The sequence below is a fragment of the Corynebacterium sp. Z-1 genome, assembly GCF_031844665.1.
In the GTDB taxonomy this organism is placed as follows: Bacteria; Actinomycetota; Actinomycetes; order Mycobacteriales; family Mycobacteriaceae; genus Corynebacterium; species Corynebacterium sanguinis.
On the sequence record NZ_CP134621.1, the window covers coordinates 1,961,521 to 1,987,277 of the forward strand.

General features: G+C 65.5%; 24 protein-coding genes. 4 read left to right on the top strand and 20 right to left on the bottom strand.

The genetic code is table 11. The features are described from left to right. Positions 1–126 precede the first annotated feature (126 nt). Both RIU96_RS09570 and mtr read left to right on the top strand, forming a co-directional pair. Positions 127–1,152 carry an alpha/beta hydrolase gene (locus RIU96_RS09570; RefSeq protein WP_259812461.1) on the top strand — a complete coding sequence of 342 codons (1,026 nt, stop codon included), beginning with the start codon at positions 127–129 and terminating at the stop codon, positions 1,150–1,152. Continuing rightward, the gene (gene mtr, locus RIU96_RS09575) at positions 1,152–2,552 is read left to right on the top strand and encodes a mycothione reductase (protein WP_144779386.1); all 1,401 of its coding nucleotides are present in this window, start codon (positions 1,152–1,154) and stop codon (positions 2,550–2,552) included. The genes RIU96_RS09570 and mtr overlap by 1 nt, the downstream gene beginning before the upstream one ends. Positions 2,553–2,560: 8 nt before the next feature. On the opposite strand, the gene map is transcribed toward mtr, so the two are convergent. The 5 genes from map to dxr all read right to left on the bottom strand — a co-directional run bounded on the left by map (position 2,561) and on the right by dxr (position 8,931). After that, a complete protein-coding gene (gene map / locus RIU96_RS09580; RefSeq protein WP_040422537.1) occupies positions 2,561–3,433 on the bottom strand; it encodes a type I methionyl aminopeptidase in 873 nt (290 codons plus the stop codon). 25 nt (positions 3,434–3,458) lie between these two features. After that, complete coding sequence (locus RIU96_RS09585; RefSeq protein WP_311204906.1) at positions 3,459–5,291, bottom strand: penicillin-binding transpeptidase domain-containing protein; 1,833 nt, start codon at positions 5,289–5,291, stop codon at positions 3,459–3,461. A gap of 63 nt (positions 5,292–5,354) precedes the next feature. After that, positions 5,355–6,518: a flavodoxin-dependent (E)-4-hydroxy-3-methylbut-2-enyl-diphosphate synthase gene (gene ispG / locus RIU96_RS09590; protein WP_186366479.1), complete on the bottom strand. Its 1,164-nt coding sequence runs from the start codon at positions 6,516–6,518 to the stop codon at positions 5,355–5,357. Between the two features lie 20 nt (positions 6,519–6,538). After that, positions 6,539–7,747 carry a M50 family metallopeptidase gene (locus RIU96_RS09595; protein WP_136651606.1) on the bottom strand — a complete coding sequence of 403 codons (1,209 nt, stop codon included), beginning with the start codon at positions 7,745–7,747 and terminating at the stop codon, positions 6,539–6,541. After that, positions 7,747–8,931, bottom strand: coding sequence for a 1-deoxy-D-xylulose-5-phosphate reductoisomerase (dxr, locus tag RIU96_RS09600; protein WP_144779390.1), 1,185 nt, complete (start codon positions 8,929–8,931; stop codon positions 7,747–7,749). The genes RIU96_RS09595 and dxr overlap by 1 nt, the downstream gene beginning before the upstream one ends. A gap of 109 nt (positions 8,932–9,040) precedes the next feature. Here dxr and RIU96_RS09605 point away from each other — a divergent pair, with 109 nt between their 5' ends. Continuing rightward, complete coding sequence (locus tag RIU96_RS09605) at positions 9,041–9,532, top strand: DUF2631 domain-containing protein (RefSeq protein ID WP_311204907.1); 492 nt, start codon at positions 9,041–9,043, stop codon at positions 9,530–9,532. A gap of 64 nt (positions 9,533–9,596) precedes the next feature. Here the strand turns inward: RIU96_RS09605 and rlmN are convergent, their stop codons facing one another. From rlmN to rpsB, 6 genes are all read right to left on the bottom strand, one after another. Next, positions 9,597–10,700, bottom strand: coding sequence for a dual-specificity RNA methyltransferase RlmN (gene rlmN, locus RIU96_RS09610; protein WP_136651604.1), 1,104 nt, complete (start codon positions 10,698–10,700; stop codon positions 9,597–9,599). 50 nt (positions 10,701–10,750) lie between these two features. Beyond that, positions 10,751–11,665, bottom strand: coding sequence for a phosphatidate cytidylyltransferase (locus tag RIU96_RS09615; protein WP_006840061.1), 915 nt, complete (start codon positions 11,663–11,665; stop codon positions 10,751–10,753). 45 nt (positions 11,666–11,710) lie between these two features. Continuing rightward, entirely contained in the window at positions 11,711–12,268 is a 558-nt protein-coding gene (gene frr / locus RIU96_RS09620; RefSeq protein ID WP_311204908.1) for a ribosome recycling factor, read from the bottom strand. 81 nt (positions 12,269–12,349) lie between these two features. Further along, positions 12,350–13,033, bottom strand: a complete 684-nt coding sequence (gene pyrH, locus RIU96_RS09625) for a UMP kinase (RefSeq protein ID WP_311205184.1) — start codon at positions 13,031–13,033, stop codon at positions 12,350–12,352. A 224-nt stretch (positions 13,034–13,257) separates the two neighbouring features. Continuing rightward, positions 13,258–14,076 carry a translation elongation factor Ts gene (gene tsf / locus RIU96_RS09630; protein WP_288725049.1) on the bottom strand — a complete coding sequence of 273 codons (819 nt, stop codon included), beginning with the start codon at positions 14,074–14,076 and terminating at the stop codon, positions 13,258–13,260. A gap of 234 nt (positions 14,077–14,310) precedes the next feature. Further along, positions 14,311–15,264: a 30S ribosomal protein S2 gene (gene rpsB / locus RIU96_RS09635; protein ID WP_136651599.1), complete on the bottom strand. Its 954-nt coding sequence runs from the start codon at positions 15,262–15,264 to the stop codon at positions 14,311–14,313. 880 nt (positions 15,265–16,144) lie between these two features. Here rpsB and RIU96_RS09640 point away from each other — a divergent pair. Beyond that, positions 16,145–16,642 (top strand): M23 family metallopeptidase, encoded by a 498-nt coding sequence (locus RIU96_RS09640; protein WP_144318136.1) that lies wholly within the window; start codon positions 16,145–16,147, stop codon positions 16,640–16,642. On the opposite strand, the gene RIU96_RS09645 is transcribed toward RIU96_RS09640, so the two are convergent. The 9 genes from RIU96_RS09645 to RIU96_RS09685 all read right to left on the bottom strand — a co-directional run bounded on the left by RIU96_RS09645 (position 16,605) and on the right by RIU96_RS09685 (position 25,742). Beyond that, the gene (locus RIU96_RS09645) at positions 16,605–17,501 is read right to left on the bottom strand and encodes a tyrosine recombinase XerC (protein ID WP_144318135.1); all 897 of its coding nucleotides are present in this window, start codon (positions 17,499–17,501) and stop codon (positions 16,605–16,607) included. The genes RIU96_RS09640 and RIU96_RS09645 overlap by 38 nt on opposite strands. Before the next feature lie 11 nt (positions 17,502–17,512). Then, a complete protein-coding gene (locus RIU96_RS09650) occupies positions 17,513–18,688 on the bottom strand; it encodes a DNA-processing protein DprA (RefSeq protein WP_136651596.1) in 1,176 nt (391 codons plus the stop codon). Further along, positions 18,685–20,187 (bottom strand): YifB family Mg chelatase-like AAA ATPase, encoded by a 1,503-nt coding sequence (locus RIU96_RS09655; protein ID WP_136651595.1) that lies wholly within the window; start codon positions 20,185–20,187, stop codon positions 18,685–18,687. Before RIU96_RS09655 ends, RIU96_RS09650 begins: the two co-directional genes overlap by 4 nt. Then, positions 20,174–20,548, bottom strand: coding sequence for a YraN family protein (locus RIU96_RS09660; protein WP_259810696.1), 375 nt, complete (start codon positions 20,546–20,548; stop codon positions 20,174–20,176). The genes RIU96_RS09655 and RIU96_RS09660 overlap by 14 nt, the downstream gene beginning before the upstream one ends. Positions 20,549–20,650: 102 nt before the next feature. Beyond that, complete coding sequence (locus RIU96_RS09665) at positions 20,651–20,959, bottom strand: DUF2469 domain-containing protein (RefSeq protein ID WP_136651593.1); 309 nt, start codon at positions 20,957–20,959, stop codon at positions 20,651–20,653. After that, complete coding sequence (locus RIU96_RS09670) at positions 20,956–21,597, bottom strand: ribonuclease HII (RefSeq protein WP_144689104.1); 642 nt, start codon at positions 21,595–21,597, stop codon at positions 20,956–20,958. Before RIU96_RS09670 ends, RIU96_RS09665 begins: the two co-directional genes overlap by 4 nt. Next, positions 21,598–22,287, bottom strand: coding sequence for a signal peptidase I (gene lepB / locus RIU96_RS09675; RefSeq protein ID WP_246062919.1), 690 nt, complete (start codon positions 22,285–22,287; stop codon positions 21,598–21,600). Between the two features lie 732 nt (positions 22,288–23,019). After that, positions 23,020–23,367, bottom strand: coding sequence for a 50S ribosomal protein L19 (rplS, locus tag RIU96_RS09680; protein ID WP_144318131.1), 348 nt, complete (start codon positions 23,365–23,367; stop codon positions 23,020–23,022). 107 nt (positions 23,368–23,474) lie between these two features. Then, positions 23,475–25,742, bottom strand: a complete 2,268-nt coding sequence (locus RIU96_RS09685) for a Tex family protein (RefSeq protein WP_144689106.1) — start codon at positions 25,740–25,742, stop codon at positions 23,475–23,477. Between the last annotated feature and the right edge of the window lie 15 nt (positions 25,743–25,757).

Genomic DNA, 25,757 nt, shown 5'->3' on the forward strand with positions numbered 1-25,757 from the left:
TATCGACACTTCGACCGGTAATGTGGCTCACCCCTTAATCCAACTCTCCCACATCGTGAGACACCAATGGCCCAAGCGCTGCAGCTCGCCCGAAAAACTGCGGCGAATATGCCTAGTATGAGTGACATGCACGACAACCCCGGGAAGTTTGACCAACTGGAGTGGCACGACGATGTCCTCGGCGACGGCTACGAATCAACCACCCTCAACGTAGGCAAGAACCCCGGTGACACGGGGGAGGAAGCAGCGGTGCTTGTGCGCGCGCTTCCCGACGCCCCCACCGGCAAACCCGCCCTGCTGTGGGTGCACGGCATGTCCGATTACTTCTTCCAACAGCACGTGGCCAAGCACTACGTCGCCCAAGGTTATCCCTTCTACGCGCTCGACCTGCGCGGCTGTGGCCGCGCCCACCCGGGCAACGGCCGCTGGCATTACATCACCGACCTGCGCTTGTACTTCCCGGAACTCACGCTCGCCGCGGAGCTGATCACTTCCCGCCACGGTGAGATCATCCCCTTCGCGCACTCCACCGGCGGGCTGATCGTGCCGCTGTGGGCGGACGATGTCCGCCGCAACGATCCCCGCGTCCACGAGACGATCCGCGGGATCATCCTCAACAGCCCCTGGCTGGATATGCAGTTCTCGCGCCCGACTGTGGCGATCATGCGCCCCGTTGTCAACGCACTGGGCAAACGCTTTCCGTCGCTACCTCTGCCGAACACCGGTGTGGGCACCTACGGCCAATCCATCTCGGCCACGGCACACGGCGAGTGGACCTTTGACACCACGTTCAAACCGGTCGAGGGCCACCGCAAGTACCTCGGCTGGCTGCGCGCGGTTTTCCAGGGCCAGAAGCTCATTCACGACGGAATCGACACCGGGGTGCCCACGCTGACCCTGTGCTCGTCGCACTCGTACCTGGGCAAACCGTACTCCCCCGCCGCTGACACGGCCGACACCGTGCTCGACGTCGCCCAGATTCAGAAGTGGGCGCCCACACTCAGCGACACAAGCGAAACACAGGTGATCGAGGGCGCCCGCCACGACGTCTTCCTCTCTGAACGCCACGCGAGAGAGGCCGCCTTCGCAGCTACCGACGCCTGGCTCGACGCCCTGACCGATTCACACCCCGACATGGAGATGAACGTTTAATGAACCACACCGCAGGCATCGATGCCCACTACGACCTGATCATCATCGGCGCCGGCTCCGGTAACTCCATTCCCACGCCGGACTTCGACGACTGGTCGATCGCCATCATCGAGGAGAACAAATTCGGAGGCACCTGCATGAACGCGGGCTGCATCCCGACGAAGATGTTCGTCCTCGCCGCGGACACGGCTTTCGACGCCGTCCACGCGTCCCGCCTCGGGATCGACGCATCCTTCAACAGCGCCGACTGGAAGGCCATCACCGAGCGCATCTTCACCAACCGCATCGACCTTATCGCCGTCGGCGGGGAGGAATTCCGTCGCAGCGAGGCGAGCGCCAACGTTGATGTCTACGACCGGAGGGCGTCGTTTAGCGGGCCGAAAACCCTGGTCACGGGCCAGGGAGACGAGGAAAAGGTTATCAGCGGCGACACCATCATCATCGCTGCCGGCGCGCGCCCCTTCGTCCCCGACTGGGCGACCGGTGTTGCCTTCCACACCAGCGACGACATCATGCGCCTTGAACGCCAGCCGGAAAGCCTCACCATTGTCGGCGGCGGTTTCATCGCGATGGAGTTCGCTCACATCTTCCAGTCCCTGGGCACCCACGTGCGCATTGTGAACCGCTCCCCCTTCCTGCGCAGCCTCGACAGCGACATCACCGAAGCGTTCAACGACATCGCGGATGCGACCTACGAGGTGCACAAGGGCCGCACGGTGGTCAGCGCCGCAGGCGATGAACACGAAGCCACGCTCACGCTTGACGACGGCTCCACCGTGACGTCCGAGAAACTCCTCATCGCGATGGGCCGCGTGCCCAACGGCGACCGCCTCAACCTCGAGGCCGGGGGAATTGCCGCCAACGGAACCCAGGTTGCCGTCGACGAGTTCGGCCGCACCTCTGTTGAGGGCGTGTGGGCACTCGGCGACATCTCCTCACCGTTCCAGCTCAAGCACGTTGCGAACGCGGAAACGCGGGCGGTGCGCCACAACATTCTCAACCCCGACAACATGGTGCCCATGCCGCACGACCACGTGCCCTTCGCCGTGTTCACCCACCCGCAGATCGCCACAGTCGGGATGACCGAGCGCGAGGCCGTCGAAGCCGGTTTCGACGTGACCGTCAAGCTGCAAAACTACGGCGACGTGGCCTACGGGTGGGCGCTCGAAGACACGACGGGCGTGGTCAAGCTCGTCGCCGACCGGGCGAGCGGAAAGCTCCTCGGTGCCCACTACATGGGCCCGCAGGCGTCGACGCTGATCCAGCAGATGATAACGATTATCGCCTACGGCATTGACCTGCGCACCGTGCCCCGCGGCCAGTACTGGATCCACCCGGCACTGTCCGAGGTCACGGAGAACGCGATTTTGGGTCTGGATCTGGACTTTCCCGAGGTCTGAACCGCTGGCTAGCTGGCCGTGCTGGGCAGCGTCAGAATCTCGTTGCCGTCTTGCGTGACCAAGATGGTGTGCTCGAACTGGGCAGTGTACTTGCCGTCGTTGTTTTGCACGGTCCACCCATCGTCCCAGATGGTGTAGGCGAGGTCCCCGAGGTTGATCATCGGCTCGATGGTCAACGTCATTCCCGGCTGCAGGACATCGCGGTGGGCATCGGAGTCGTAGTGCAGCACGACGAGCCCGTTGTGGAAGGTCGTACCGATTCCGTGGCCGGTGAAGTCCGTGACCACGTTGTAGCCGAAGCGCCTGGCGTAGGACTCGATGACTCGCCCGATGACGTTGATTTCGCGGCCCGGTTTCGCCGCCTTGATCCCGCGCATCATGGCTTCCTCGGTGCGCTCGACCAAAAGGCGGTGCTCCTCGGAGACCTCACCCGCCAAAAAAGTTGCGTTGGTGTCGCCGTGGACACCGTTTTTATAGGCGGTGACATCGATGTTGACGATGTCACCGTCCTGGATCACCGTGGTATCGGGGATGCCGTGGCAGACAATTTCGTTGAGCGACACGCAGCAGGATTTGGTGTACCCGCGGTACCCCAGCGTGGACGGGTAGGCACCGTGATCGAGCATGTACTCGTGCGCGACCCGGTCAATGTGGTCGGTGGTCACTCCCGGCGCGACGGCGGCGCCCGCTGCCTGAAGAGCGTCGGCGGCGATGGTGCTCGCCTCGCGCATTTTCTCGATGGTCTCAGCGCTCTGGACGTACGGCTCGCCCACGTTTTCCTGGACCGAGTCGCGCCACGCGTACTCCGGGCGCTCGATTGAATCGGGCACCGTGCGAATCGGGGTGGGTTTTCCTGGCTGGATCATTGCGCGTTGACTCATGTGAGCAATGGTAGTCCCCACTGTTTTAGACCTGGCCTCCGCCAGCCCTAGCCTGATCGATGTTGACAAGCATGCGGTCAGTTGCGGCCACGGCCGCTTGCGAACCACCGCCAAGCACGATGAGCGTGGCAAAGGCAATGTCATCGTCGGCCCGGTAGCCGGTGAACCACGCGTGCGAGCCCTGGTTAATCTCGGCCTCTCCCGTCTTGCCGCGGATGTCCCCGGCCGCGCTCATCCCCGCCGCGGTGCCGCCCGGCGAGGTCACGGCCGACATCATCTGCTGCAGCTGGGCTATCGTTTCAGGCGCCGGCGCCTCGGTGGGCGTAGCCTGCGTGGTTTCCCCGTCGACGAGGTAGGGCACGGGCATCGAACCGCGCGCCGCCGTCGCCGCGACAAGCGCCATCCCAAAGGGGCTGGCAAGGTCGCGGCCCTGCCCGTAGCCGGCCTCGGTGCGGTCGAGCGGTTCCTCGCCAACCGGGATCGAGCCGGTGATGGTGTCGAGCCCGGGGATCTCCATATCCAGCCCCAGGCCGAATTGCTTGCCGACTTCCGCGAGTCGGCCCGGTTCCAGCTTGGTGGAGATATCCGCGAACGTGGTGTTGCACGAGCGCGCGAACGCCTGCTCCAGGGGCGCATTGCCGAGCGAGAAGCCCGCGTAGTTGGTCACTACCCTGCCGTAGATATTCATCGTTCCCGGACACGGGACCGTTGAAGCGGGGGTGAGCCCCTGGTTTTCGAGCCCTGCGGCGGCGGTGATGATCTTGAACGTCGATCCCGGCGGGTACTGGCCCATCGTGGCTATGTTTCCGTCGCGGTCGGCGGCCGGGGTCTGCGCCACGGCGAGCACACCGCCTGTCGAGGGTCGAATCGCAACGATCATCGCCTGCTGCCCCGCCAAGGGTTCGAGTGCTTTTTCCGCGGCGCGTTGCACGGTGTGATCCAGGCTCACCTCAACCGCCGGGGCGGGCTCGGGTTCCTGGCCGGCAATCTCTTCCAGCGCCGCGCCGTGCTGATTGACGATACTGATGTTCCAGCCCGCTGTGCCTTCGAGGTCGTCGCGCACGAGTTCCCCGACGCGCGCCATGATGTCGGGCGCAAAGGTCGGGTCCGCGTTGACCATCGCCGCCTCTTCGTTGAGGCGCACCCCGGCCACGTCGCCGAGTGCCCCCGCCACGATGGGTTGCGCAGCTTTCGGCACAACCGCGGCCGAGTACGTGCCTGATGCCGCGCTCAGTTCGCTTTCCAGCTGTGCGACGTCGCGCGTCGGCACGGTCTCGTCCGCCTCGTGCGCCTGGGCCAGCGCCGCCGAGATGCGGCTCGCCGCCTCGCGTGACGACGCCATCGCCGACGTATCCACCAGCACGCGGTACGCCACGCCGGGAGAAAGCAGCTGCGCGTCATCGGAGGAGACCACACTCGCCTGCTGCGCGGGCACCGCGCGCAGCTCGAGGTGCTGGAGCGCCCCAAGGCGCGGGTGCAGCGCGGAGGGCTGCCAGCGCACGGTCCACTGCCCGCCCGTCTGGGTCAGGGTCATCTGCGCGTCGTAGGTGAACCTGCGCTCCCTCGGCAGGGCCCAGTCGACCGTGTACGTGGCCGTCGCGAGGTTGTCCTGCTGGGTGACTTCCCGCAGGGTGATGTCGGCCCCTTCGGCCTGAAGGCCCTGCCACGTGGAGCTGATGGAGTCGGACGCGGTGGTGGGGTCGTCGACAAGCTCGCTGAGCGTCTCGTAATCCTGCTCGGCGATCGCCTCAACGAACGAGGCGGCGGTGGGCTCGGCGTCGTTGGGCCGCGGGGTGCACGCCGCGAGCGCGCCGCAGCACAGTGACACCGTGGCGAGCAGCGAGGCGAGGCGTTTCATGGTTGAAAAAGCTACAGCGCCGGACATCTCGTCCGGCGCTGCCACGCGTGAGGCACTGCGGGTCTAGCGGGTAACCTTGACCTCCGCCTTCGCGCCCGCGATCTCCTCGAGGCCCTCCTCCTCGGCGATACGCATGGCGTGGGCGATGAGTGTCTCCACGATCTTGGACTCCGGGACGGTCTCGACGACCTCGCCCTTGACAAAGATCTGGCCCTTGCCGTTGCCCGAGGCGACGCCCAAGTCCGCGTCGCGCGCCTCGCCGGGACCGTTGACAACGCAGCCCATCACGGCAACGCGCAGCGGGAACTCCATGCCCTCCAGGCCCGCGGTGACCTCCTCGGCAAGCGTGTACACATCGACCTGGGCGCGGCCGCACGAAGGGCAGGAAACGATCTCGAGCTTGCGCGGGCGCAGGTTCAGCGACTGCAGGATCTGGTCGCCGACTTTGATCTCCTCCACCGGATCCGCCGACAGGGATACGCGAATCGTGTCGCCGATGCCCTGCGACAGCAAAGCGCCGAAAGCAACGGACGACTTGATCGTGCCCATCATCAGCGGGCCCGCCTCGGTCACGCCGAGGTGCAGCGGGTAGTCAGTGGCCTCCGCGAGCTGGCGGTACGCCTCAACCATGAGCACCGGGTCGGAGTGCTTTACCGAGATCGCGATGTCGCCGTAGCCATACTCCTCGAACAATCCGGCCTCGTAGATGGCCGATTCCACCAGCGCCTCCGGGGTGGCCTTGCCGTACTTCTCCAAGAGGCGCTTGTCCAGGGAGCCGCCGTTGACGCCGATGCGGATCGGAATGCCCGCATCCCCCGCCGCCTTGGCCACCTCCTTGACACGGCCGTCGAACTCTTTGATGTTGCCCGGGTTGACGCGCACGGCGGCGCAGCCCGCGTCGATGGCGGCGAAGATGTACTTCGGCTGGAAGTGAATGTCCGCAATAACCGGAATCGGGGACTTGGCCGCGATCGCCGGCAACGCCTCAGCGTCCACTGTCTTCGGGCAGGCCACACGGACGATGTCGCATCCCGAGGTGGCCAGCTGCGCGATCTGCTGCAGGGTGGCGTTGATGTCATGGGTCTTGGTGGTGGTCATCGACTGCACCGTGATCGGGTAATCGGAGCCCACCCCGACCTTGCCCACCATCAGCTGGCGTGTTTTGCGACGCGGCGCGAGGGTGGGGGGCGGACCTTCAGGGAGACCAAGACCGATAGGCATGTTCATGTTCGCCTACTCTAGCACCGCTACCCGAATAGCCGGACTGGGTTGACCACGTCCGCAACCATGACGAACACACCCACGACAAGCAGCAGGCTGGCCATGAAGTACGTCACCGGCATCAGCTTGTCGTAGTTCACCGGGCCGCCCGGCCCGAGGCCGCGCACGCGGCGGACAAGGTCGCGGAGTTTCTCCCAAAAAATCACCGCGATGTGCCCGCCGTCGAGAGGCGGCAGCGGAATCAAGTTAAACAGGGCAAGAAAAAGGTTCAGGGAGGCGAGCATCATCCAGAAGACCTCCCACATGCTGCGCTCGACCAGCTCGCCGCCGGCCCGCGACGCTCCGATCACGCTGACGGGGCCGGTGACGTCGCGCTCGGCACCGAAGATGGAGGCCACCACGACCGGGATCTTGGCCGGGAAAGCGAGAATGCCCTCGACGGTGGCGCGCATCATCTGGCCGGTAAACGTCAGCGTCGCCGGCACTGCCTCGAGCGGGCCGAAGGAGGCCATGGGGTTTTCCACCGGGGCGTTGGCCAGCCCGATCGCACCCGCGGCAAACGACTCACCGGTCGTCGGGCTGAGCCGCTGCACGGCGTCGAGCTCGACCGGAACGGATAGCCGCTCGTCGCCGCGGCGCAGTTCGAGGGTGACGGTCTCGCCCGGCCGCTGGATCACGTAATCACGCAGCTCGGCGAACGTATCCACCCGGCGACCGTCGACGCCGACGAGTTGGTCGCCGACGCGCACCCCGGCGCGCGCCGCTGGCCCCTCTCCCGTGCATTGCGCAAGCGTTTGGGCGTCGATCTGGTCGGCGGTGCACGTCAGTTCGCCGACGCGCGGGGTGCGGTCCGCGTACGGGTTGGGAATCGCCGCGAAGACGGCGACGAAATAGGTGATCACCACCGCGATGAGAATGTTGGCTATCACCCCGCCCGACATCACGGCCACTCGCTGCCACCAGGGCTTGGCGTACATGGCCAAGGGACGCTCCTCGCGGGTGAGCGGCTCGGCGGCCGTCATCCCGGCAATGTCGCAGAACCCGCCGAAGGGCAGGGCGGCGATGCCGTACTCGGTGTGCCCGCGCTTGACCGACCACAGCGTCGGGCCGAAGCCGATGAAGTAGCGTCGCACGCGCATCCCGAAGGCGCGGGCCGTGAACATGTGGCCCGCCTCGTGCAGCGCGATGGACACCGCGATGCCGATGGCAAAAATGATGATGCCGATGATGCCCACTAGCGTCGGCTTCCCTCGCTCAGCGCAGCGACCCGGGTGGTTGCGCGGCGGCGCGCCTCGGACTCGATGGCGATCACATCATCGAAGGTCGCCTCCCGGTCCGACGGGTAGTTGGCAAACTCAGTAGCGCCATCGAGCACGTCGGCGATGACATCGACAATCTGTGGGAAGCGGATGCGCCCCTCTAAAAACGCCGCCGCGGCCTCCTCGTTGGCCGCGTTGTACACCGCGGGATATCCCTGGCCCTCCTCTGCGACCTGACGCGCGAGGCGAACGGCCGGAAACACCGTGTCGTCGAGGGGTTCGAACGTCCACTCCATCGCATCGGCGAAGTCGAGCGCGGCCTGCGCCCCCTCGACGCGCTCCGGCCATGCCAGCGCGTGGGAGATCGGCAGCTTCATCGACGGCGGCGAGGCCTGGGCGATCGTCGCCCCGTCGGCGAAGGTGATCATGGAGTGGATAATGGACTGCGGGTGCACGGTGACGTCAATAAGCGAAGGCGCGATGTCGAACAGCAAGGAGGCCTCAATGAGCTCGAGACCCTTGTTCACCAGCGTCGCGGAGTTCAGCGTGTTCATCTGCCCCATCGACCACGTCGGGTGCGCCGCCGCCTGCTCCGGCGTGACGTCCCACATCTGCTCGCGGGTGCGGCCGCGAAACGGCCCGCCCGAGGCGGTGAGCACGAAGCGCGCGACCTCGCCACGGTCCCCGGAGCGCAGGCACTGGGCCATGGCGGAATGCTCCGAGTCCACGGGCACGATCTGTCCGGGCTCTGCGCGGCGGGTGACGATTCCCCCGCCCGCAACCAGCGATTCTTTGTTCGCCAGCGCCAACCGCGCCCCCGTCTCCAGCACAGCGAGCGTCGACGCGAGCCCGCGCGATCCGACGAGCGCGTTGAGCACGGTTTCCGCGGGCTGCGAGCGCACGAGCTCCTCGGCGTCCGCCACCACCTCGCCGCCCAAAGCCGCAGAGACTTCGCGCGCGGCCTCAGGCTTTGCGACGGCCACCTGCGACGGTGTCAGCCCCAGCTCGCGCGCCTGCTTGACGACGGCCTCCGGATCGCTACCTCCCGCCGCAATGCCAACGACCCGGAACTTGTCGGGGTTGTCCGCGATCACCTCGAGGGCTTGCGTGCCAATGGAGCCGGTCGAGCCCAAGATGACGACCTGTTTTATCGAACCCATAATGAGACATTGTGGCAAACAACGCACGATTTAGGGGTATTCAATCGCCAACTCCAACCTCCTTATGACATGATTAGGAGCAATACCAGCAACGTGTAAGGAGAAAGCTGTGGCCACCCACGCGAAGGAAAAGGAACCCCAGGTCTACAACGGCGTATCCGAGGCAGACGTGCCTTCCGCCAAGTTCGGTTGGAGCGAGCTCTCCTCCGGTGCTATCCAGATCGCCGGTTGGATTTCCGTCGCCTTCCTCATCGGCTTCAACTTCGGCAACCACCAGGGCCACGTCGAGACCATCTGGCTGGTCTCCCTCGCCGTGCTCATCGCCATCGGGCTGATCCTGTTCGCGGTACGCCCGCGCCTGGCCCAGGTCCGCACGGTCACCGCCCGCAACAAGCCGATCGGCTACCAGGAGCGCGACTGGGCCTACGACCAGCGCACCCTCTCCGGCGCCTACGCCGACCTGGAGGACAACGACCTGCGCGCGCTCAACATCGATCCCTCCCGCGTGAGCCACCTGCGCACCCTGGATATGCCGAAGGCGGAAGCCTCGGAGCAGAAGGTTGTGGAGCAGCGCATCGTGACGAAGGACACCACCCGCTAAGCCACGCTCTCACACGAAGTAAGCGCCACCGGTTTACGGTGGCGCTTATTTTTTTGTCTGGGTGTTAGCCCGTCTTCTCTTCCGCGGCGAGCTGCCCGCAGGCCGCCGCGATCTCCTGGCCCTTGGTGTCGCGCACCGTGCAGGTGACGCCCTGGGCGATGACGCGGCGGACGAACTCATCCTGGCGCGCCCGCGGGGAAGCGTCCCACTTCGACCCCGGCGTGGGGTTGAGCGGGATTAAGTTGACATGGACTTTGGAGCCGAGGGCGTCGTGAAGCTTCTTGCCCAGCATGTCCGCGCGGAAGTCGTGGTCGTTGATGTCGCGGATCAGCGCGTACTCGATGGACACGCGGCGGCCCGACTGCTCCGCGTAGTAGCTCGCGGCGTCGAGCACGTCGGCGACCGAGAAGCGGTTGTTCATGGGCACCAGCTCGTCGCGGAGCTCGTCGTCAGGCGTGTGCAGCGATACAGCGAGCGTGCAGGATAGGCCCTCGTCGGCAAGCTTGCGGATCTGCGGGGCGAGGCCCACCGTGGACACGGTGACGTTGCGCTGCGAAATGCCGAAGCCGTCGGGCGCTGCCTGCGTGATCTGGCGCACCGCGGAGACGACGCGGTTGTAGTTCGCCAGCGGCTCCCCCATCCCCATGAAGACAATGTTGGACAGCCGCGAGCCCTCTGCCTGCATCCGGGCCGCCGCCGCGCGCACCTGGTCGACAATCTCGGCGGTGGACAGGTTACGGTCAAGACCGCCCTGGCCGGTAGCGCAGAACGGGCACGCCATGCCGCAACCCGCCTGCGAGGAGATGCACAGGGTAGCGCGGTCGGGGTAGCGCATCAGCACCGATTCCAGCAGAATCCCGTCGTGCAGCCGCCACAGGGTTTTCGTGGTGTCGCCGTCGTCGGTTTCGAGCGTGCGGATCTCCGTCAGCAGCGTCGGAAACAGCGCGTCCTTGACCAGCTGTCGCTGGCTTTCGGGCAGATCCGTCATGGTCAGCGGGTCGGCCTCGAACTTGCCGTAGTAATGGCGCGCGATTTGGTCTGCGCGGAACTTGGGCAGGCCGAGCTCCTTGAGGGCGTCGATACGCTCGTCCTTGCTTAAGTCGGCAAAGTGCTTCGGCGGCATCCCCCGCTTGGGTGCCAGCAACTGAATCTTCGGGAAATCGCTCATAACGGCCACCAGTGTCCCACGTTGAAGCGGACTTTACGAATTGTTTGCCTCTAGGCCGCGCTGAGGAACGCCGCCGCGTTGAGCAAGATGTAGGTCGCCGACGCCGCGGGAAGCATCCCGTCTAGCCGATCCATGATGCCTCCGTGGCCGGGAAGCAGGGTGGACATGTCTTTGATGCCCAGCTCGCGCTTGAACTGGCTTTCCACCAAATCGCCCATCGTCGCGCAGACGACCAGAGCGGCGCCGAGCGCGATGCCGACCCACCACGGGCCGTGAATCAAGAACTCAACCGCGAGCACGCCCGTAATCACGCCGAAGGTCAGCGACCCGGCGAAGCCCTCCCAGGACTTGCTGGGGCTGACCGCCGGCGCCATGGGATGCTTACCGAACATCACGCCCGCAACGTATCCGCCGACGTCCGACGCCACCACGCAGAGCATGAAGGTGAGGATGAACATGCGGCCCGGCAGCCCGCTCTCATCGATGATCGAGATCATCGCGGCGAACGAGCCGAACAGCGGGATCCACACGAGAACGAAAATGCCTACCGCGGTATCGCGCAGGTAGTTCGTCGGTTTCAGGTTCGGACCCCGGTGGAAGAGCCTGTGATACATAAGCACGAGGACCGCGAAAGCAAAGCCACCTAGCGCGCCACCGGAGGCGAACGGGTACGACGCCCACAAAATCACCTGCCCGAGGATGACGAGCAGGGTGCGCGGCTGCGCAAACCCGGCCTCACGCAGCCGCGTAAGCACCTCCCACATCGCAAATCCCACCGCGATTGCGACGAGCGGGTACCACCCGAGCGGGCCGATAATCAGCGCGACAATGACGAGCACGCCGAGCACCAACCCGGTCAAAATCGCGTCGCTGAGGTCGCGCCCGGCACTGTTTCTGGGCTTCGGTGCCCTGAATCTGCGGGTCGACCCGTCCTTGCGAGGGCTCTGACCAAATGAGGAGGTCACGGCGGCGGCTTTCTGTTCGGCGGGTAAGGGAAGGCGGGTGAGGCTCTAGACCTCGAGCAGTTCCGCCTCCTTCTTGGAGACGATCTCATCGACCTGGGCGACGTAGCGCGCCGTCGTCTTATCCAGAGCCTGTTCAGCGGTCTTGACCTCGTCCTCGCCCGCGTCGCCGTCCTTCTGGATCTTCTTCAGAGCCTCCATGCCCTGGCGGCGCACGTTGCGGATGGCGACCTTGCCCTCCTCGCCCTTCTGCTTGGCCTGCTTGACCAGCTCACGGCGGCGTTCCTCGGTCAGCTGCGGGACCGTGACGCGGATGACTTGGCCGTCGTCGGTGGGGTTGACACCCAGGTCCGAGTTGCGGATCGCGTTGAGGATCTCGTTGAGCGTGGACATGTCGAACGGCTTGATCAGCAGCATGCGCGGCTCCGGAACGGAGATTGTTGCCATCTGGTTGATCGGTGTCGGCGCTCCGTAGAAGTCGGCGATGACGCCGTTGAACATCGCCGGGTTGGCGCGGCCGGTGCGGATGGACACGAGCTCTTCACGCGTGTGCTCCACAGCCTTGGACATGCGATCTTCCGCGTCAAGCAATACGTCATCAATCATTTTGTTCATCCTTGAGTTCGTCGTCGTTAAAAAGGGGCGTTGCCCCACTAACCTACCAGCGCGTACGGGCCCGCTCGGCCACTACTTCACCAGCGTGCCGATGCGCTCGCCGGCGACCGCACGAGCGATGTTGCCCTCCTTGAGGAGGTTGAAGACCAAAATCGGCATGTCGTTGTCCATGCACAGGGAAAATGCCGTGGCGTCGGCGACCTTGAGGCCCTTCTCAATGACCTCGCGGGGAGTGACTTCGCTGTAGAGGGTGGCCGCGGGGTTGGTGCGCGGGTCGTCGTCATACACTCCGTCAACACCCTTCGCCATGAGCAGCACGTCACAACCGATTTCGAGCGCGCGCTGAGCTGCGGTGGTGTCCGTTGAGAAGTACGGCATCCCCATGCCGGCGCCGAAGATGACCACGCGGCCCTTCTCCAGGTGCCGGGCGGCGCGCAGCGGCAGGTAGGGCTCCGCGATCTGCGCCATGTTGATTGCCGTCTGCACGCGGCAATCAACGCCCTTTTGTTGCAGGAAGTCCTGCAGCGCCAGGCAGTTCATCACCGTGCCGAGCATGCCCATGTAGTCGGAGCGCGCGCGGTCCATGCCGCGCTGCTGCAGCTGGGCGCCGCGGAAGAAGTTTCCACCGCCAATCACCACCGCCACTTGGGTGCCGGAGCGGGCCACTTCCGCAATTTGCGTAGCGACGCTCTCCACCACGTCCGGGTCGATCCCGACGTTACCTCCACCGAACATCTCACCGCCCAGCTTGAGCATCACGCGCTTGTAACCGCCGGAGTTTGCGTTGGTTGGGTTTGCGTCAGTCACCGTCGAGGCTCCTTAAAAACGTGGTTGGTTACCAAGGAATAGGCCACCGCCGATCATAGTCGGCCCCGCTTTCCTCGGCGCCCACCGGTGCGCACATGCGAAAACCCCGCCGTAGCGGGGTTTGTCACGTGGGGTAAATCCGGCGCCTTGGGGAAGGCGTCGATAAGCAGGCGTTAAGCCTGGCCGACCTCGAAGCGAACGAAGTCGGTGATCTCGATGCCGGCCTCGTCAGCGAACTGCTTGACGGGCTTCTTGGAGTCGGACAGCGACGGCTGGTCGAGCAGGACGACGTCCTTGAAGAAGCCGCCCATGCGGCCCTCGACGATCTTCGCGATCGCGGCCTCCGGCTTGCCCTCGTTCCGGGTGATCTCCTCCTGGACCGCGCGCTCCTTCTCGATGACGTCGGCCGGCACGTCCTCCTGCTTGAGGAAGCGAGCCTTCATCGCAGCGATCTGGAGAGCGACCTGGTGAGCTGCCTCAGCGTTGTCACCGGTGTAAGCGACGAGCACGCCGACGGCCGGCGGCAGGTCAGCGGAGCGCTGGTGCAGGTAAACCTCGACGTTGTCACCCTCGAGGGTGCGAGCGCGGCGCAGCTCGAGCTTCTCGCCGATCTTCGCGGAGAGGCGCTCGAGGACGTCGTGTGCGGTCTCGCCGGAGACGTCAGCGTTGGCGAGCTCCTCCTGGGAGTTAGCCTTCGACGCGGATGCAGCCTTCGCAATCTCCTGAGCGACGTCCTTGAACTCAGCGTTCTTAGCGACGAAGTCGGTCTCGGAGTTGATCTCCACGATGGTGTTCTCGTGAACAGCGACGAGGCCCTCGAGAGCGTTGCGCTCGGCGCGCTTGCCGACGTCCTTCGCACCCTTAATGCGCAGCACCTCGACTGCCTTTTCGTAGTCGCCGTTGGACTCCTCAAGAGCCTTCTTGCAGTCAAGCATGCCGGAGCCGGTGGCTTCGCGGAGCCTCTTGACATCTGCAGCGGTGTAGTTCGCCATAGCGGGGCGATCCTCCTCGTAGTGGAACGATTGTTGTACCAGCACCCTAACGCGCGCAGGTACGTGATGAACGGTTTTACAGACTAGCCGACTTGCGTGTGCACGGCATGTCGGCTTCGCGGTGCGCTGGTGACAAAACCCCGCGCCCGTAACGCGCCCGAGATGGGCGCTGGCGTGGGCTGCGGGGTTTTACGTCATGGAAGTCGCGTCTGCGACGGCACCGCCGGGGCCGTGTTACGCCTGGGTGGCGCCTTCGGTGCCGGAGATCTGGGAGGGCTGCTCCGCGTCGGCCTGCTCGGCGGCGCGCACTGCGTGCGGCTGCTCGACCGGAGCAACGACCTGCTCCTTGGAAGCCTCGGCTGCGGCAGCTGCGGCGGCAGCGTCGGCTGCGGAAACGTCGTCGCTGGAAGCGGCGGTGGCTGCTGCCTCAGCGGCCTCTGCCTGGCGCTTCGCGTCGGTGTCGCCTGCTGCCTCACGAGCGGCTGCGAGCTGGCGCTCCTCGCGCTGCTGCTTGCCCTGCACCACTGCCTCGCCCACGATGTGGGTGAGCAGCTTGACAGCGCGGATGGCGTCGTCGTTGCCCGGGATCGGGAAGTTGACAACGTCCGGGTCGCAGTTGGTGTCCAGCACGGCGACGACCGGGATGCGCAGCTTCTGCGCCTCGGAGATCGCGATGTGCTCCTTGTTGGTGTCCACGATCCAGAGTGCGGAGGGAGCCTTGGTCATATCGGCAATGCCACCGAGAACACGCTCGAGCTTGATGCGCTCGCGGTTAAGCATGAGGACTTCCTTCTTGCCGCGGCCTGCGTAGCCCTCTTCAGCAGCGTCCATAGCCTGGAGCTCCTTCATGCGGGCGATACGCTTGGACACGGTCTGGAAGTTGGTGAGCATGCCACCGAGCCAGCGGTGGGTGACATACGGCATGCCGACGCGCTCGGCCTCTTCCTGGATGGGCTCCTGAGCCTGCTTCTTCGTACCGACGAACAGGATCGTGCCGCCGTGAGCGACGGTCTCCTTGACAAACTCGAACGCCTCGTCGATGTAAGTCAGGGTCTGCTGAAGATCGATGATGTAGATGCCGTTGCGGTCGGTGAAGATGAAGCGACGCATCTTCGGGTTCCAGCGACGCGTCTGGTGGCCAAAGTGCACACCCGCGTCGAGGAGTTCGCGCATGGTTACAACTGCCATGGGAAGTTCTCCTTCGGAGAGAAATAGTTCGGTTACTGGTCGTACTGCGCGGGTTTTTATCCCGCGCCCTGGCACCGTGCCCGCCCGGCACCCTCGTACTGTGGGACCGTTGCTGAGCTGGCATTATCCGGCGCGCGAAGTCAATCTGCTGCAGGCTTGGTCAGACTGCGACAAACTGCGTCGACAAATATACGGCAATTGTCAGTAAAATCATAATTGAGCTGCGGGTCTGGTGCTGTAGGGTTTTGTGTTTTTTGCTGGGGTCTGTTGCTGGGGTCTTCGGTGCGAAGATGTCAACGTTGCAGACGTGCTTCAGTGCGCGCAGAAGATCGCTGAGCTCTTCTCCCCGAAGATGTCAGCGTTCAAAATGCGCACTTGAACGCCCCCGAAACTCGCTGAGATCTTAACTGCTAAGATGTCAGCGTTGAAGATGCGCACCTGGCCGCCAGAAAACTCGCCGAGATCTTCACTGCGAAGATGTCAGCGCTGAAAACGTGCACTTGAATGCGCTAAAACACACTGAGCTCTTCATACCGAAGATGTCAGCGTCAAAATCGCTCACCCAGACGCCCCGAAGCACGCCGAGATCATCACCACGAAGATATCAGCGTAGAAAATGCGCTTCAGGGCGCTCTGAACTTCTCTGAGATCTTCACTATGAAGATGTCAGCGTCAAAAGCGCACCCACAGACACGCAGAAACACCCTGAGCTCTTCGCCCCGAAGACCTCAGCACCAACAACGCACACCAGAGCACCCAAAATAGCGCTGAGCTCTTCACCCAGCCCCAGCCGGCACGAACGTTATCCCCAACAGACAAGTTATCCACAGCATTTCGCTGAGCTGAAACACGACGATCCGCGAGAGTGCTAGATAAAAGCATGCGCCGTCTTCTGCTCTTGGTACTCACTGCTGTACTTCTGACCACGCCCGCACCCGCCCACGCTTACGTTGACCCCACAACCGGAAAGCCCTACGCCACGCGTATCACCCGGTCCGCTGATATCCCGGAGAAGAACTGGCTCCCGGGCCACCGCGGTGTTGACCTCGCGCTCAACGTCGGAGACAACGTTCTCGCATCCGGTGGCGGCACCGTCGCGTTTGAGGGCGTCGTCGCTGGCACACCAGTCGTCTCGATCGACCACCCGGATGGGATCCGCACCACCTATCAACCCGTGTACGCCCAGGTCAAAGCCGGCGAGCGGGTCGCGGAGGGAGACGTGATCGGCCGCCTCGCCCCAGCACCACGAGCCGAGCACGACGGGTTGCACTGGGGCGCGCGCACAGGCGAGGACACCTACCTCAATCCGCTGACGCTTCTCGAAGCCCCGGCGATCAGGCTCAAGCCCGTGGATGGGCCTGGTTATAGACGTTCTTGAGTCGTTGCGCGGAAACGTGGGTATAAATTTGCGTCGTCTGCAGGCTGGAGTGCCCGAGCAACTCCTGCACGACGCGCAGGTCAGCCCCGCCTTCGATCATGTGGGTCGCCGCGCTATGGCGCAGCGAGTGCGGGCTGACCTCCCCCGCCCCGGTGCGCACGGCAGCGCGCTCAACGATACGGCGCACCTGGCGCTGGTCAATGCGCTTGCCACGCGAGCCGACAAACAGCGCACCAGTGTCGCCTGCCAACTCACCGCGTCCGGCAGTAAGCCAGCGCTGAACAGCATGCGACGCAGCATCACCGAAGGGCACGATCCTCTGCTTATTGCCCTTGCCAGTGACCTTAACTGCTCCCCTCCCCAGATCAATGTCACCGACGTCAAGTGTGCTCAGCTCGGCGACGCGCATGCCTGTGGCGTAGAGCAGCTCGAGCATCGCGCGGTCGCGCAACGCCTCGGCGTGGTGGTCATCGTCGTTAATTTCTGCCTCGACCAACGCCCCCGCCGCTTTAGCTTCGACGACGGTCGGCAGGTGCCGGTTGACCTTCGGCGACATCAGGCGCGCCGCACAGTCGGTGTCCAGGTAGCCCTGGTTGTGTGCCCACGAGGAAAACGCCCGCACTGCCGCCGTGCGCCGCGCGAGCGTGGAGCGCGCAAGGCCTCGGGACACGGCGTCGGCAAGCCAAGCCCTCAGGGTGGGCAGGGTGAACTCGCCAAATGAGCTGGCGAAGGGCAACATTGTGGCCAGGTCGGAGCGGTACGCCTTGACCGTCGCCGGGGAGCGGCCGAGGACGAGCTCGGCGTGCTCGGCGAAGTCTTCGATCGCCTCGCTGAGCTGCCCACTGCCGCCGTTACCCATGTGGCATAAGTTTACTCCTGTGGCGCCGGGGGCGCGTCGCCACGCCGCCAGTGCCGTCCCGCGCGGACAACGAGCCCGCGGGCTTCGAGCTCCACTAGGATGTGCACGCTCAAGGCGACGGTGAGCCCGGCGCGCGACGCGATGTCCTCGGCCGCGGCTCCGCGTGAGGTCAGAGGCACGGCGTCGTAAATCCGCAGCTCGTTGCGGCTGAGGCGCTGAACATCATCCGCCGCGAAAGCGAGCTCAAGCTGCGCGTCGGGGTCGATCTCGCCGATGCTGCTGAACAGCGCGTGGATCTGCTCCGCGCTGAGCACCATGTCCGCGCGCCCCTCCTGGATAGCCAAGTTGGTCCCCAACGAGCCGGGCCCGAGGATCGGCCCGGGCACCGCCATCACCCTGCGGTTGAAGTAGTGCGCCCACGTCAAGGTATTCAGCGCCCCGGAGCGAAACGCCGCCTCGACGATGACGCTGCCTTGGCTCAAGCCCGCGACCAGCCGGTTGCGGGTGAGGAAGCGGTGTCGGTCCGGGGTGACCGCAGGCGGGTACTCCGTGATCACCGAAGTGACACGATCAAACAGCTCAGTGTTACGACGCGGATACGTCACCCCAGGCCCGCACGCAGCGACGACGACGGTAGGAGCCCCGGCCGACAGCGCCGACTCGTGCGCCACCGTGTCAATCCCCAGCGCCCCGCCGGAAACGACGGTGTAGCCGAATCCCGCCAGGCCCGTGACCAAATCCGCGGTGGCGTGGTGCCCATACGCTGTCGATGCCCGCGTGCCGACGATCGCCACCGACCGCGCGAACAACTGGTCCAGGTTGGTCTCCCCCTTCACCCACAGCGCGTGGGGTGCCACGCCGTCTGGTTTCGCCTCGGCGAGGTTCGCCTGGCTGATGGCGACTCCGGTGACAAACGCCTCGGTGATTACCTCTCCCGGCCAGCCCTCGGTGTCGGGTGTGACAAGGCTAAACCCCGCAACATGCGCCGCCTCGAGGTCGCGCTGCGGCTGGTCCCAGGTGTGGCGCGACTCCGTCTCCCTTGCTAAGCCGCCGAGCCAGCTGGCCCGGGCTCGAACCCCGGCGGCGACTTCATCAGCGTCGCGCCCCGCAGCCAGCAGCGCCTGCAGGTGTCGTGAGGGCCCTTCGATGACGCGGCTGAGGTAGGCCCACGATTCCGGCGAGCTCACGCGACCACCTCGAAGGCACTGGGCGCACGCAGCTGCGTGGCCGCCGCGACATGGCCAAGATCGGGGCGCGCGGCGTTCTCCAGGTCGGCGAGCGTCCAAGCGAGCTTGAGCACCCGGTCGACGCCACGCTGCGTCAGCTCGCCGCGCGCCAGATAGGCGGCTAGCAGTGCCATGGCGGAATCCTCCGCTGGGTACTCCCGGCGAATCACAGTGGCGTTAACCCGCGCATTCAAACTCTCCCCCACCGCCGCCCAGCGGTGGGCGGAGCGCAGCCGTGCCTCACCGACGCGTTCGGCAATCGCGGCAGAAGGCTCCGCGTCCCCGCGCCCAATCACGGCCCCGCGTGTGGTCGTGGCCAGGGAAATGTCGATCCGATCCCGCAGCGGCCCGGAGACGTTGCGTAGGTGGTGCGCCCGCTGCGTTGTGGTGCACCGGCAGTCCGTGGTGTGCTCCGCGCCGCACGGGCAGGGGTTGGCGGCGAGGATGAGCTGGAAGTTCGCCGGGTACACGACTTCACGCCGCGCCCGTGTAAGCCTGACCTGCCCCTTTTCCAAGGGGGTGCGCAGCGCGTCCAAGGTGGCCGCGGGGATCTCGCTGGCCTCGTCGAGGAAGAGCACGCCGTGGTGCGCATGGCTCACCGCCCCAGGGCGCGGGTGCCCCGAACCGCCGCCAATGAGAGCTGATTTGCTTAACGACGCATGCGGGGCGACAAACGGGCGCTGCTCAACGACCGCCCCCGACGGCAGCCCGGAAACCGAGTGGATCGCGGTGGCCTCGATCTTCTCGTCCAACGTCAGCTCCGGCAGGATCGACGCCACGCGCTCGGCCAACATGGATTTTCCGGACCCGGGCGGGCCAACCATGAACACGTGGTGCCCGCCGGCGGCCGCGACCTCGAGCGCGAACTTCGCATCGGCCTGGCCGGCGACGTCGCGAAAGTCTGGGCGCGGCGGTGGCTCCGCGGGCGCGGCGGCAGCGGCCACGTCGAGGGTGTTCCTCCCGAGCGCCCAGTGGTAGACGTCGAGGAGCGAATCAGCGACGAGGATGTGCCCGCGGTTGACCAAAGCGGCCTCGGCGCTGTTGGCGCGCGGGACGATGATGGTGTCAAAGTGTGCGGCGGTGAGCATCGGCACGATCCCCTCGACGCGGCGCAGCGTCCCGCCCAGGCCGAGCTCGCCGAGGACGAGCACGTCGGCGAGCTTGTCGCGCAGCAGCGGATCCAGGCTGGCGAGCACGGCCAGCGCTATCGGTAGGTCGAAGTGAGAGCCGGATTTCGGCAGGTGCGCCGGCGAGAGCGACACCATGATCTTCGTGCGCGGCCACGGCAGGATCGAGTTGGCCACCGCGGTGCGGATGCGCTCGCGCGATTCTTTGACGGCGGCGTCGCCTAGGCCCACCACGTACATCCCCGGCAGGCCGGGCCCGACGTTGGCTTCGACCTTGACCACGTGCGCCGCGACGCCCTCGACGGTGGCCGCGCAGGTGCTAGCAAGCGCCATGGTCCACGTCCTCGAAAAGGCGGATGACCATACTCTCGTCGGTGGCGATGACCTCGGCGACGTCGAAACGCACGGGCGAGTAGGGCTTGTCCTCCAGCCATTCCGCAGCGCAGCGACGCATGGTGCGCAGCTTCTTCGCGGTAACCGCCTCTGCCGCCCCGAAGCCGCGCCCGCGGCGGGTTTTCACCTCCACGAACACGACGTTGCCCGTCGCATCGCGCACAATCAGGTCGATCTCGCCGACCTTGGTGCGCACCCGGGCAGCGATGATGGAGTATCCCATGTCGGCGTAAACGGACGCGGCGAGTTCCTCGCCCGCCAGCGCCAGCGCGTAGTTTTCGGCGTAGTTTGGTTGCGCCATTGTTGTGTTGTCCCCCCAAGAGATGCAGCGAATGTCGTTGCACTCATTGGACTGGAAAAACCCCCGCGTGGTTCCCGCCGGGGGTCAAAAAGGGTTAAAACGCTAGCGCTCCGGGAAGGTCAGATCGGGCTTGTCCAGCTCTTCGATGTTGACGTCCTTGAAGGTGATCACGCGCACGTAGCGCACGAATCGCACTGCCCGGTACATGTCCCACACCCAGCAGTCCGACATGCGCACCTCGTAGTACACGTCGCTGCCCTCGGTGTGCGGGATCAGCTCGACGGCGTTGGCCAGGTAGAAGCGGCGATCCGTTTCCACCACGTAGGAGAACTGGCTGACCACGTCGCGGTACTCGCGGTACAGGGAGAGTTCGACCTCTGCCTCGTAGTTGTCCAGTTCTTCTGCGCTCATTGTGACCTCATAAAGTACTCGTGGGCTTGTCTCACGTTGGCATAACTATAACGATGCTCCGGGCTCGCACCGTGGCGACGCACCGCAGCCATGTGCGCTTGCGTGCCGTAGCCCTTGTGCCCGGCGATACCGTAGTCGGCGTAGCGCTGCGCCATCTCGGTGACCAGCCTGTCGCGCGAGACTTTCGCCAGCACGCTCGCCGCGGCGATACAGCGCGCGGTGTAGTCGCCGCCGATGATCGGCAGCTGCGGGGCGGTGAGCCCGGGCACGCGCAGGGCGTCGACAAGCACGTAGCCAGGGCGCGCATCAAGCTTTGCGACGGCCCGACGAGCGCCATCCACATTCGCCACCTGTATGCCCCGCCTGTCGATCTCGGCGGCGGAGATGTGCACCACCGCGAAGCTTTCGGCGACGTCGCAGATGGCGTCGTAAAGCGAGGCGCGCGTGGAGGGGGCTAGCTGCTTGGAGTCCGTCAAGCGATCGAGCTGGGCGATCGGGCGCGGCGGCAGCACGCAGGCGGCGATGGTGACGGGGCCGAAGCAGGCGCCGCGGCCGGCCTCGTCGACACCCGCGACCGGGCCGAGGCCGGCCTTGTCCAGCGCGACCTCGTAGGTCCGCAGCTGTTTCAGCCGGCGCACTTAGCCCTGGATGTCGGGCGACGCGACGCCGCCGAAGCGGTTCAGCGGGAACACCACGGCGGCGACCTTGCCGCGCAGGTTCTCGCGCGGGATCGTGCCCTGGAGTTCATCGACCATGTGCGCGCGGGAGTCGAGCGAGTTGGTGCGGTTGTCGCCCATCATGAAGTAGTGCCCCTCCGGCACGGTGACCGGGCCAAAGTAATCACCGCCGCACTCCCGCGAGCCGGTCGCCGGGTTGATCGGGTTCTCCGGCGGCTGCAGAATGTACGACTGGTCGATCGGGGCGCCATCGACCATCACGGCGGGGTCGCCCGCCTGGCACGACACGGTCTGCCCGCCCTCGGCGATGATGCGCTTGACCAGGTTGTTCTCGTCCGGGGGCACGAGACCAACCCAGGAACCGACGGTCTGCAGACCCGCCACGAGCGGGTTGTCCGAGCGGGTGGAAACGTAGCTGGAGTTCCACGCGTCCGTGCCCTCGAACACGACGACGTCGCCCGGTGCCGGGTCGCGGAAGTAGTAGCTGACTTTCTCCACCGCCACGCGGTCGCCAGTGCCGTTGAAGCCGTGCAGCGTGGGCTCCATCGAGGCCGAGGGGATGACGTACATGCGGCCGATGAACGTCTGGATGATGAAGATGAACGCCAAGGTCAGCGCGATGACCACCGGGATCTCGATGTACCACGGCATCTGCTTTTCGGCCTCGGGCTGATTCCTGTTATTCACCCGCAACACCTTAGCAGCGCGACCTTGGGCGGCGGTGGGAGGCAGCGCGGTTTGGACTGCGTAATTTGGCGCGGGTTGTTGGAAAAATCCCAGGTCGCGTAATAGCGGTATACGTAAATTGCGCAGTCCACAGTGCGCGGAGTGTCCCGGCCCTCTGCGTGTGGGCGGCATCGGGCGCCGGCAGCGGTCTGCGTGGTTTGGACTGCGCAATTTGGCGCGGGTTGTTGGAAAAATCCCAGGTCGCGTAATGGCGGTATACGTAAATTGCGCAGTCCACAGTGCGCGGGGAATCCCGGCCACGGGCTTGGACACCGGCAAAGGTCTGCGTGGTTTGGACTGCGCAATTTGCCGCGCCCTGTCGGCAAAACCCCAGGTCGCGTTCTGGCGGGACGCGTAAATTACGCAGTCCATAGTGCGCGAGAGAGTCTTGGCCACGCGCTTGGATGCCGGCCGCGGTCTGCGCAGTTTAGACTGCGCAATTAGCCACGAACCGTAAGCAAAACCCCAGGTCGCGAAACGGCGAACCACTTAAATTGCGCAGTCCAAACCGCGCACAAACCCACCCGCACGGACAGGATCAGCAGCGAACCCCGCAACAGCAGCGGAAACCCCCACACACGCGCAGACAGGACCACCGCCTACACACAAAAACCCCGCCCACAAACGTGGACGGGGTCAGGCGCGAGCCAGTGAAAACTAGCGGCGCTCCTTGATGCGGGCTGCCTTGCCGCGCAGATCGCGCATGTAGTACAGCTTCGCGCGGCGCACGTCACCCTTGCGCAGCACCTCGATCTTCTCGATGTTCGGGGAGTGCACCGGGAAGGTACGCTCAACGCCGATGCCGAAGGAGATCTTGCGCACCGTGAAGGTCTCGCGGATGCCGCCGCCCTGGCGGCGCACAACGAAGCCCTCGAAGAGCTGGGTACGGGTCACGGAACCCTCGATAACCTTGACGTGCACGCCGAGGGTGTCGCCCGGGCGGAAGTTCGGGATATCCTCGCGCAGCTGACCTGCGTCGACGAGGTCAATAATGCCATTGCTCATGGAAGCAATCCTTTTCGTTTACGGACAGAGGACCCTAGCGGCGCCCAAATTACGAGCGCTCGACCGGTTCGTGTCGCCTACAACAACCTGAGTGAGTTTACAGAGCCTCAGCGGCCTTTACCAAATCCCGCCTGCTTAAGGGCCTCGGCCATCGACCCCGACGCGGGCTTCGCTTGTCGACGCCCACCCGAACGCCGCCCCGCCTTCGCGGGCGGGGTTGCGTTGCCGGGGTCGTCGTCAAGCCGGAGCGTAAGGCCGATGCGCTGGCGCTCAACGTCGACGTCGAGCACCTTGACCTTGACCACCTGGCCGGAGCGCACCACCTCGTGCGGGTCGGAGACGAACTTGCGGCTCATCGCCGAGACGTGGACGAGGCCGTCTTGGTGCACGCCGATGTCGACGAACGCCCCGAACGCGGCGACGTTGGTCACGGTGCCCTCCAGGATCATCCCGGGCGCGAGGTCGGAGACCTTGTTCACGCCTTCCTTGAACGTGGCGGTGGTGAACTCCGGGCGCGGGTCGCGGCCGGGTTTGTCCAGCTCAGCGATGATGTCGGTAACCGTGGGCACACCGAAGATGTCGTCGGCGAAGTCCGCCGGGCGCAGCCGCGACAGCACCGCGGTGTTGCCGATCAGCGCCTCGGTATCAAGGCCCGTCGCGGCGGCGATGCGCTCGACCACCGGGTACGCCTCCGGGTGCACAGCCGAGGCGTCGAGCGGGTTCGCACCGCCCTGGATGCGCATGAACCCGGCCGCCTGCTCGAAGGCCTTCGGCCCGAGGCGGGGCACCTGGGTCAGCTCCTTGCGCGTGGCAAAGGCGCCGTGCTCGTCGCGGTAATCGACAATGTTGCGCGCCAGCGTGGCGCTGACGCCGGCGACGCGCTCGAGCAGCGGCACCGAGGCCGTGTTGACGTCCACGCCCACGGCATTCACGGCGTCCTCCACCACCGCGTCGAGCGCCCGGGCAAGCTCGACCTGGTTGACGTCGTGCTGGTACTGCCCCACCCCGATCGACTTCGGATCGACCTTGACCAGTTCCGCCAAAGGGTCCTGTAAGCGCCGCGCGATGGAGACTGCAGAGCGCAACGAGACGTCCATGTCCGGGAACTCGGCCGCAGCGATCTCGGAGGCGGAGTAGACCGACGCGCCCGACTCGGACACCATCACCGGCGTCGGCCGCGTACCGCCGGCGCGGGCGATGAGATCCGCCACCTCGCCGGCGAGCTTTTCCGATTCGCGGCTCGCGGTGCCGTTGCCCACCGCGATGAGCTCCGCGCGGTGGGCCGCCGCCATGGTGGACAGCTTCTCGACGGCCTCCGCCCAGCGGTTCTGGGGCTGGTGCGGGTAGACAATGGCCGTCTCGAGCACCTTTCCGGTGCCGTCGACCACGGCGCACTTGACCCCGTTGCGGTAACCGGGATCGAGCGCGAGTGTGACGCGCTGGCCCGCTGGGGCGGCGAGCAACACATCGCGCAGGTTTGTGGAGAACACTTCCAGCGCGCCGAGCTCGGCCTTTTCCTTCAGGCGCATCCGCGCGTCCACCGTGGCGGAAACCTGCAGCTTGGTGCGCCACGCCCACCCGACGCTCTTGGCCAGCCACGACGACTCTTTTACCGCGAGGTCCGCGTGGCGGGCAATCATGCCGGTAAAGACCTCCTCCTCGCCCGGATCGAGCAACAGGGTGAGCACCCCCTCATTTTCGGCGCGGAACAGGGCGAGGATGCGGTGGCTGGGCAGGGTGTCGAGAGGCTCGGCGAAGTCGAAGTAGTCCTTGAACTTCGCCCCGTCGCTCTGCTTGCCCGCGATGACGCTGGCGCGCATCGTCGCGGTGTTGAAGAAGCGCTCGCGCAGCGCCCCCACCAGGTCGGCGTCGAGCGCGAGACGCTCCGCGAGGATCACGCGGGCGCCGTCGAGCGCGCTTTTCGCGTCCGGGAAGCCCTCGGTGACAAAGCCCGCGGCCGTGGCCTCCGGGTCGGACGAGGGGGCGTCGATAAGTATGCTCAGCAGGTTGTCCAGGCCCGCCTCGCGCGCGATGTCCGCCTTCGTGGCGCGGCGCTTCTTGTACGGCAGGTAGAGGTCCTCCAGGCGCGCTTTAGTGTCGGCGGCGAGGACCTGGGCGCGTAGCTCGTCGGTGAGTTTGCCCTGCTCCTCGATAGCGGCGAGCACGGTGGCGCGGCGATCCTCCAGCTCGGCGAGGTAGGCGTGGCGTTGTTCGATGTGGCGCAGTTGGGCGTCGTCAAGCCCGCCGGTGGCTTCCTTGCGGTAGCGGGAAATGAACGGCACGGTGTTGCCCTCGGCCAAAAGGGCCAGGGCGGTGTCTACCTGCGCCTGCGTGGCGCCGAGTTCTGTCGCGATGGTGGCTGCGATGGTGGTCATTCGTGTGAGTGTATC

What these genes read in the sequence shown, in the direction of transcription:
- map (WP_040422537.1), bottom strand. Translation starts at nt 3,433, where the DNA reads ATGAGTCAACGCGCAATGATCCAGCCAGGAAAACCCACCCCGATTCGC.
- ispG (WP_186366479.1), bottom strand. Translation starts at nt 6,518, where the DNA reads ATGAACATGCCTATCGGTCTTGGTCTCCCTGAAGGTCCGCCCCCCACC.
- RIU96_RS09570 (WP_259812461.1), top strand. Translation starts at nt 127, where the DNA reads ATGCACGACAACCCCGGGAAGTTTGACCAACTGGAGTGGCACGACGAT.
- rpsB (WP_136651599.1), bottom strand. Translation starts at nt 15,264, where the DNA reads ATGGCAGTTGTAACCATGCGCGAACTCCTCGACGCGGGTGTGCACTTT.
- RIU96_RS09585 (WP_311204906.1), bottom strand. Translation starts at nt 5,291, where the DNA reads ATGAAACGCCTCGCCTCGCTGCTCGCCACGGTGTCACTGTGCTGCGGC.
- tsf (WP_288725049.1), bottom strand. Translation starts at nt 14,076, where the DNA reads ATGGCGAACTACACCGCTGCAGATGTCAAGAGGCTCCGCGAAGCCACC.
- RIU96_RS09645 (WP_144318135.1), bottom strand. Translation starts at nt 17,501, where the DNA reads ATGGGTAACGGCGGCAGTGGGCAGCTCAGCGAGGCGATCGAAGACTTC.
- RIU96_RS09660 (WP_259810696.1), bottom strand. Translation starts at nt 20,548, where the DNA reads ATGGCGCAACCAAACTACGCCGAAAACTACGCGCTGGCGCTGGCGGGC.
- frr (WP_311204908.1), bottom strand. Translation starts at nt 12,268, where the DNA reads ATGATTGATGACGTATTGCTTGACGCGGAAGATCGCATGTCCAAGGCT.
- RIU96_RS09665 (WP_136651593.1), bottom strand. Translation starts at nt 20,959, where the DNA reads ATGAGCGCAGAAGAACTGGACAACTACGAGGCAGAGGTCGAACTCTCC.
- pyrH (WP_311205184.1), bottom strand. Translation starts at nt 13,033, where the DNA reads ATGCTCAAGCTGGGCGGTGAGATGTTCGGTGGAGGTAACGTCGGGATC.
- RIU96_RS09640 (WP_144318136.1), top strand. Translation starts at nt 16,145, where the DNA reads ATGCGCCGTCTTCTGCTCTTGGTACTCACTGCTGTACTTCTGACCACG.
- mtr (WP_144779386.1), top strand. Translation starts at nt 1,152, where the DNA reads ATGAACCACACCGCAGGCATCGATGCCCACTACGACCTGATCATCATC.
- rlmN (WP_136651604.1), bottom strand. Translation starts at nt 10,700, where the DNA reads ATGAGCGATTTCCCGAAGATTCAGTTGCTGGCACCCAAGCGGGGGATG.
- RIU96_RS09685 (WP_144689106.1), bottom strand. Translation starts at nt 25,742, where the DNA reads ATGACCACCATCGCAGCCACCATCGCGACAGAACTCGGCGCCACGCAG.
- lepB (WP_246062919.1), bottom strand. Translation starts at nt 22,287, where the DNA reads ATGCCGTGGTACATCGAGATCCCGGTGGTCATCGCGCTGACCTTGGCG.
- rplS (WP_144318131.1), bottom strand. Translation starts at nt 23,367, where the DNA reads ATGAGCAATGGCATTATTGACCTCGTCGACGCAGGTCAGCTGCGCGAG.
- dxr (WP_144779390.1), bottom strand. Translation starts at nt 8,931, where the DNA reads ATGGGTTCGATAAAACAGGTCGTCATCTTGGGCTCGACCGGCTCCATT.
- RIU96_RS09655 (WP_136651595.1), bottom strand. Translation starts at nt 20,187, where the DNA reads ATGGCGCTTGCTAGCACCTGCGCGGCCACCGTCGAGGGCGTCGCGGCG.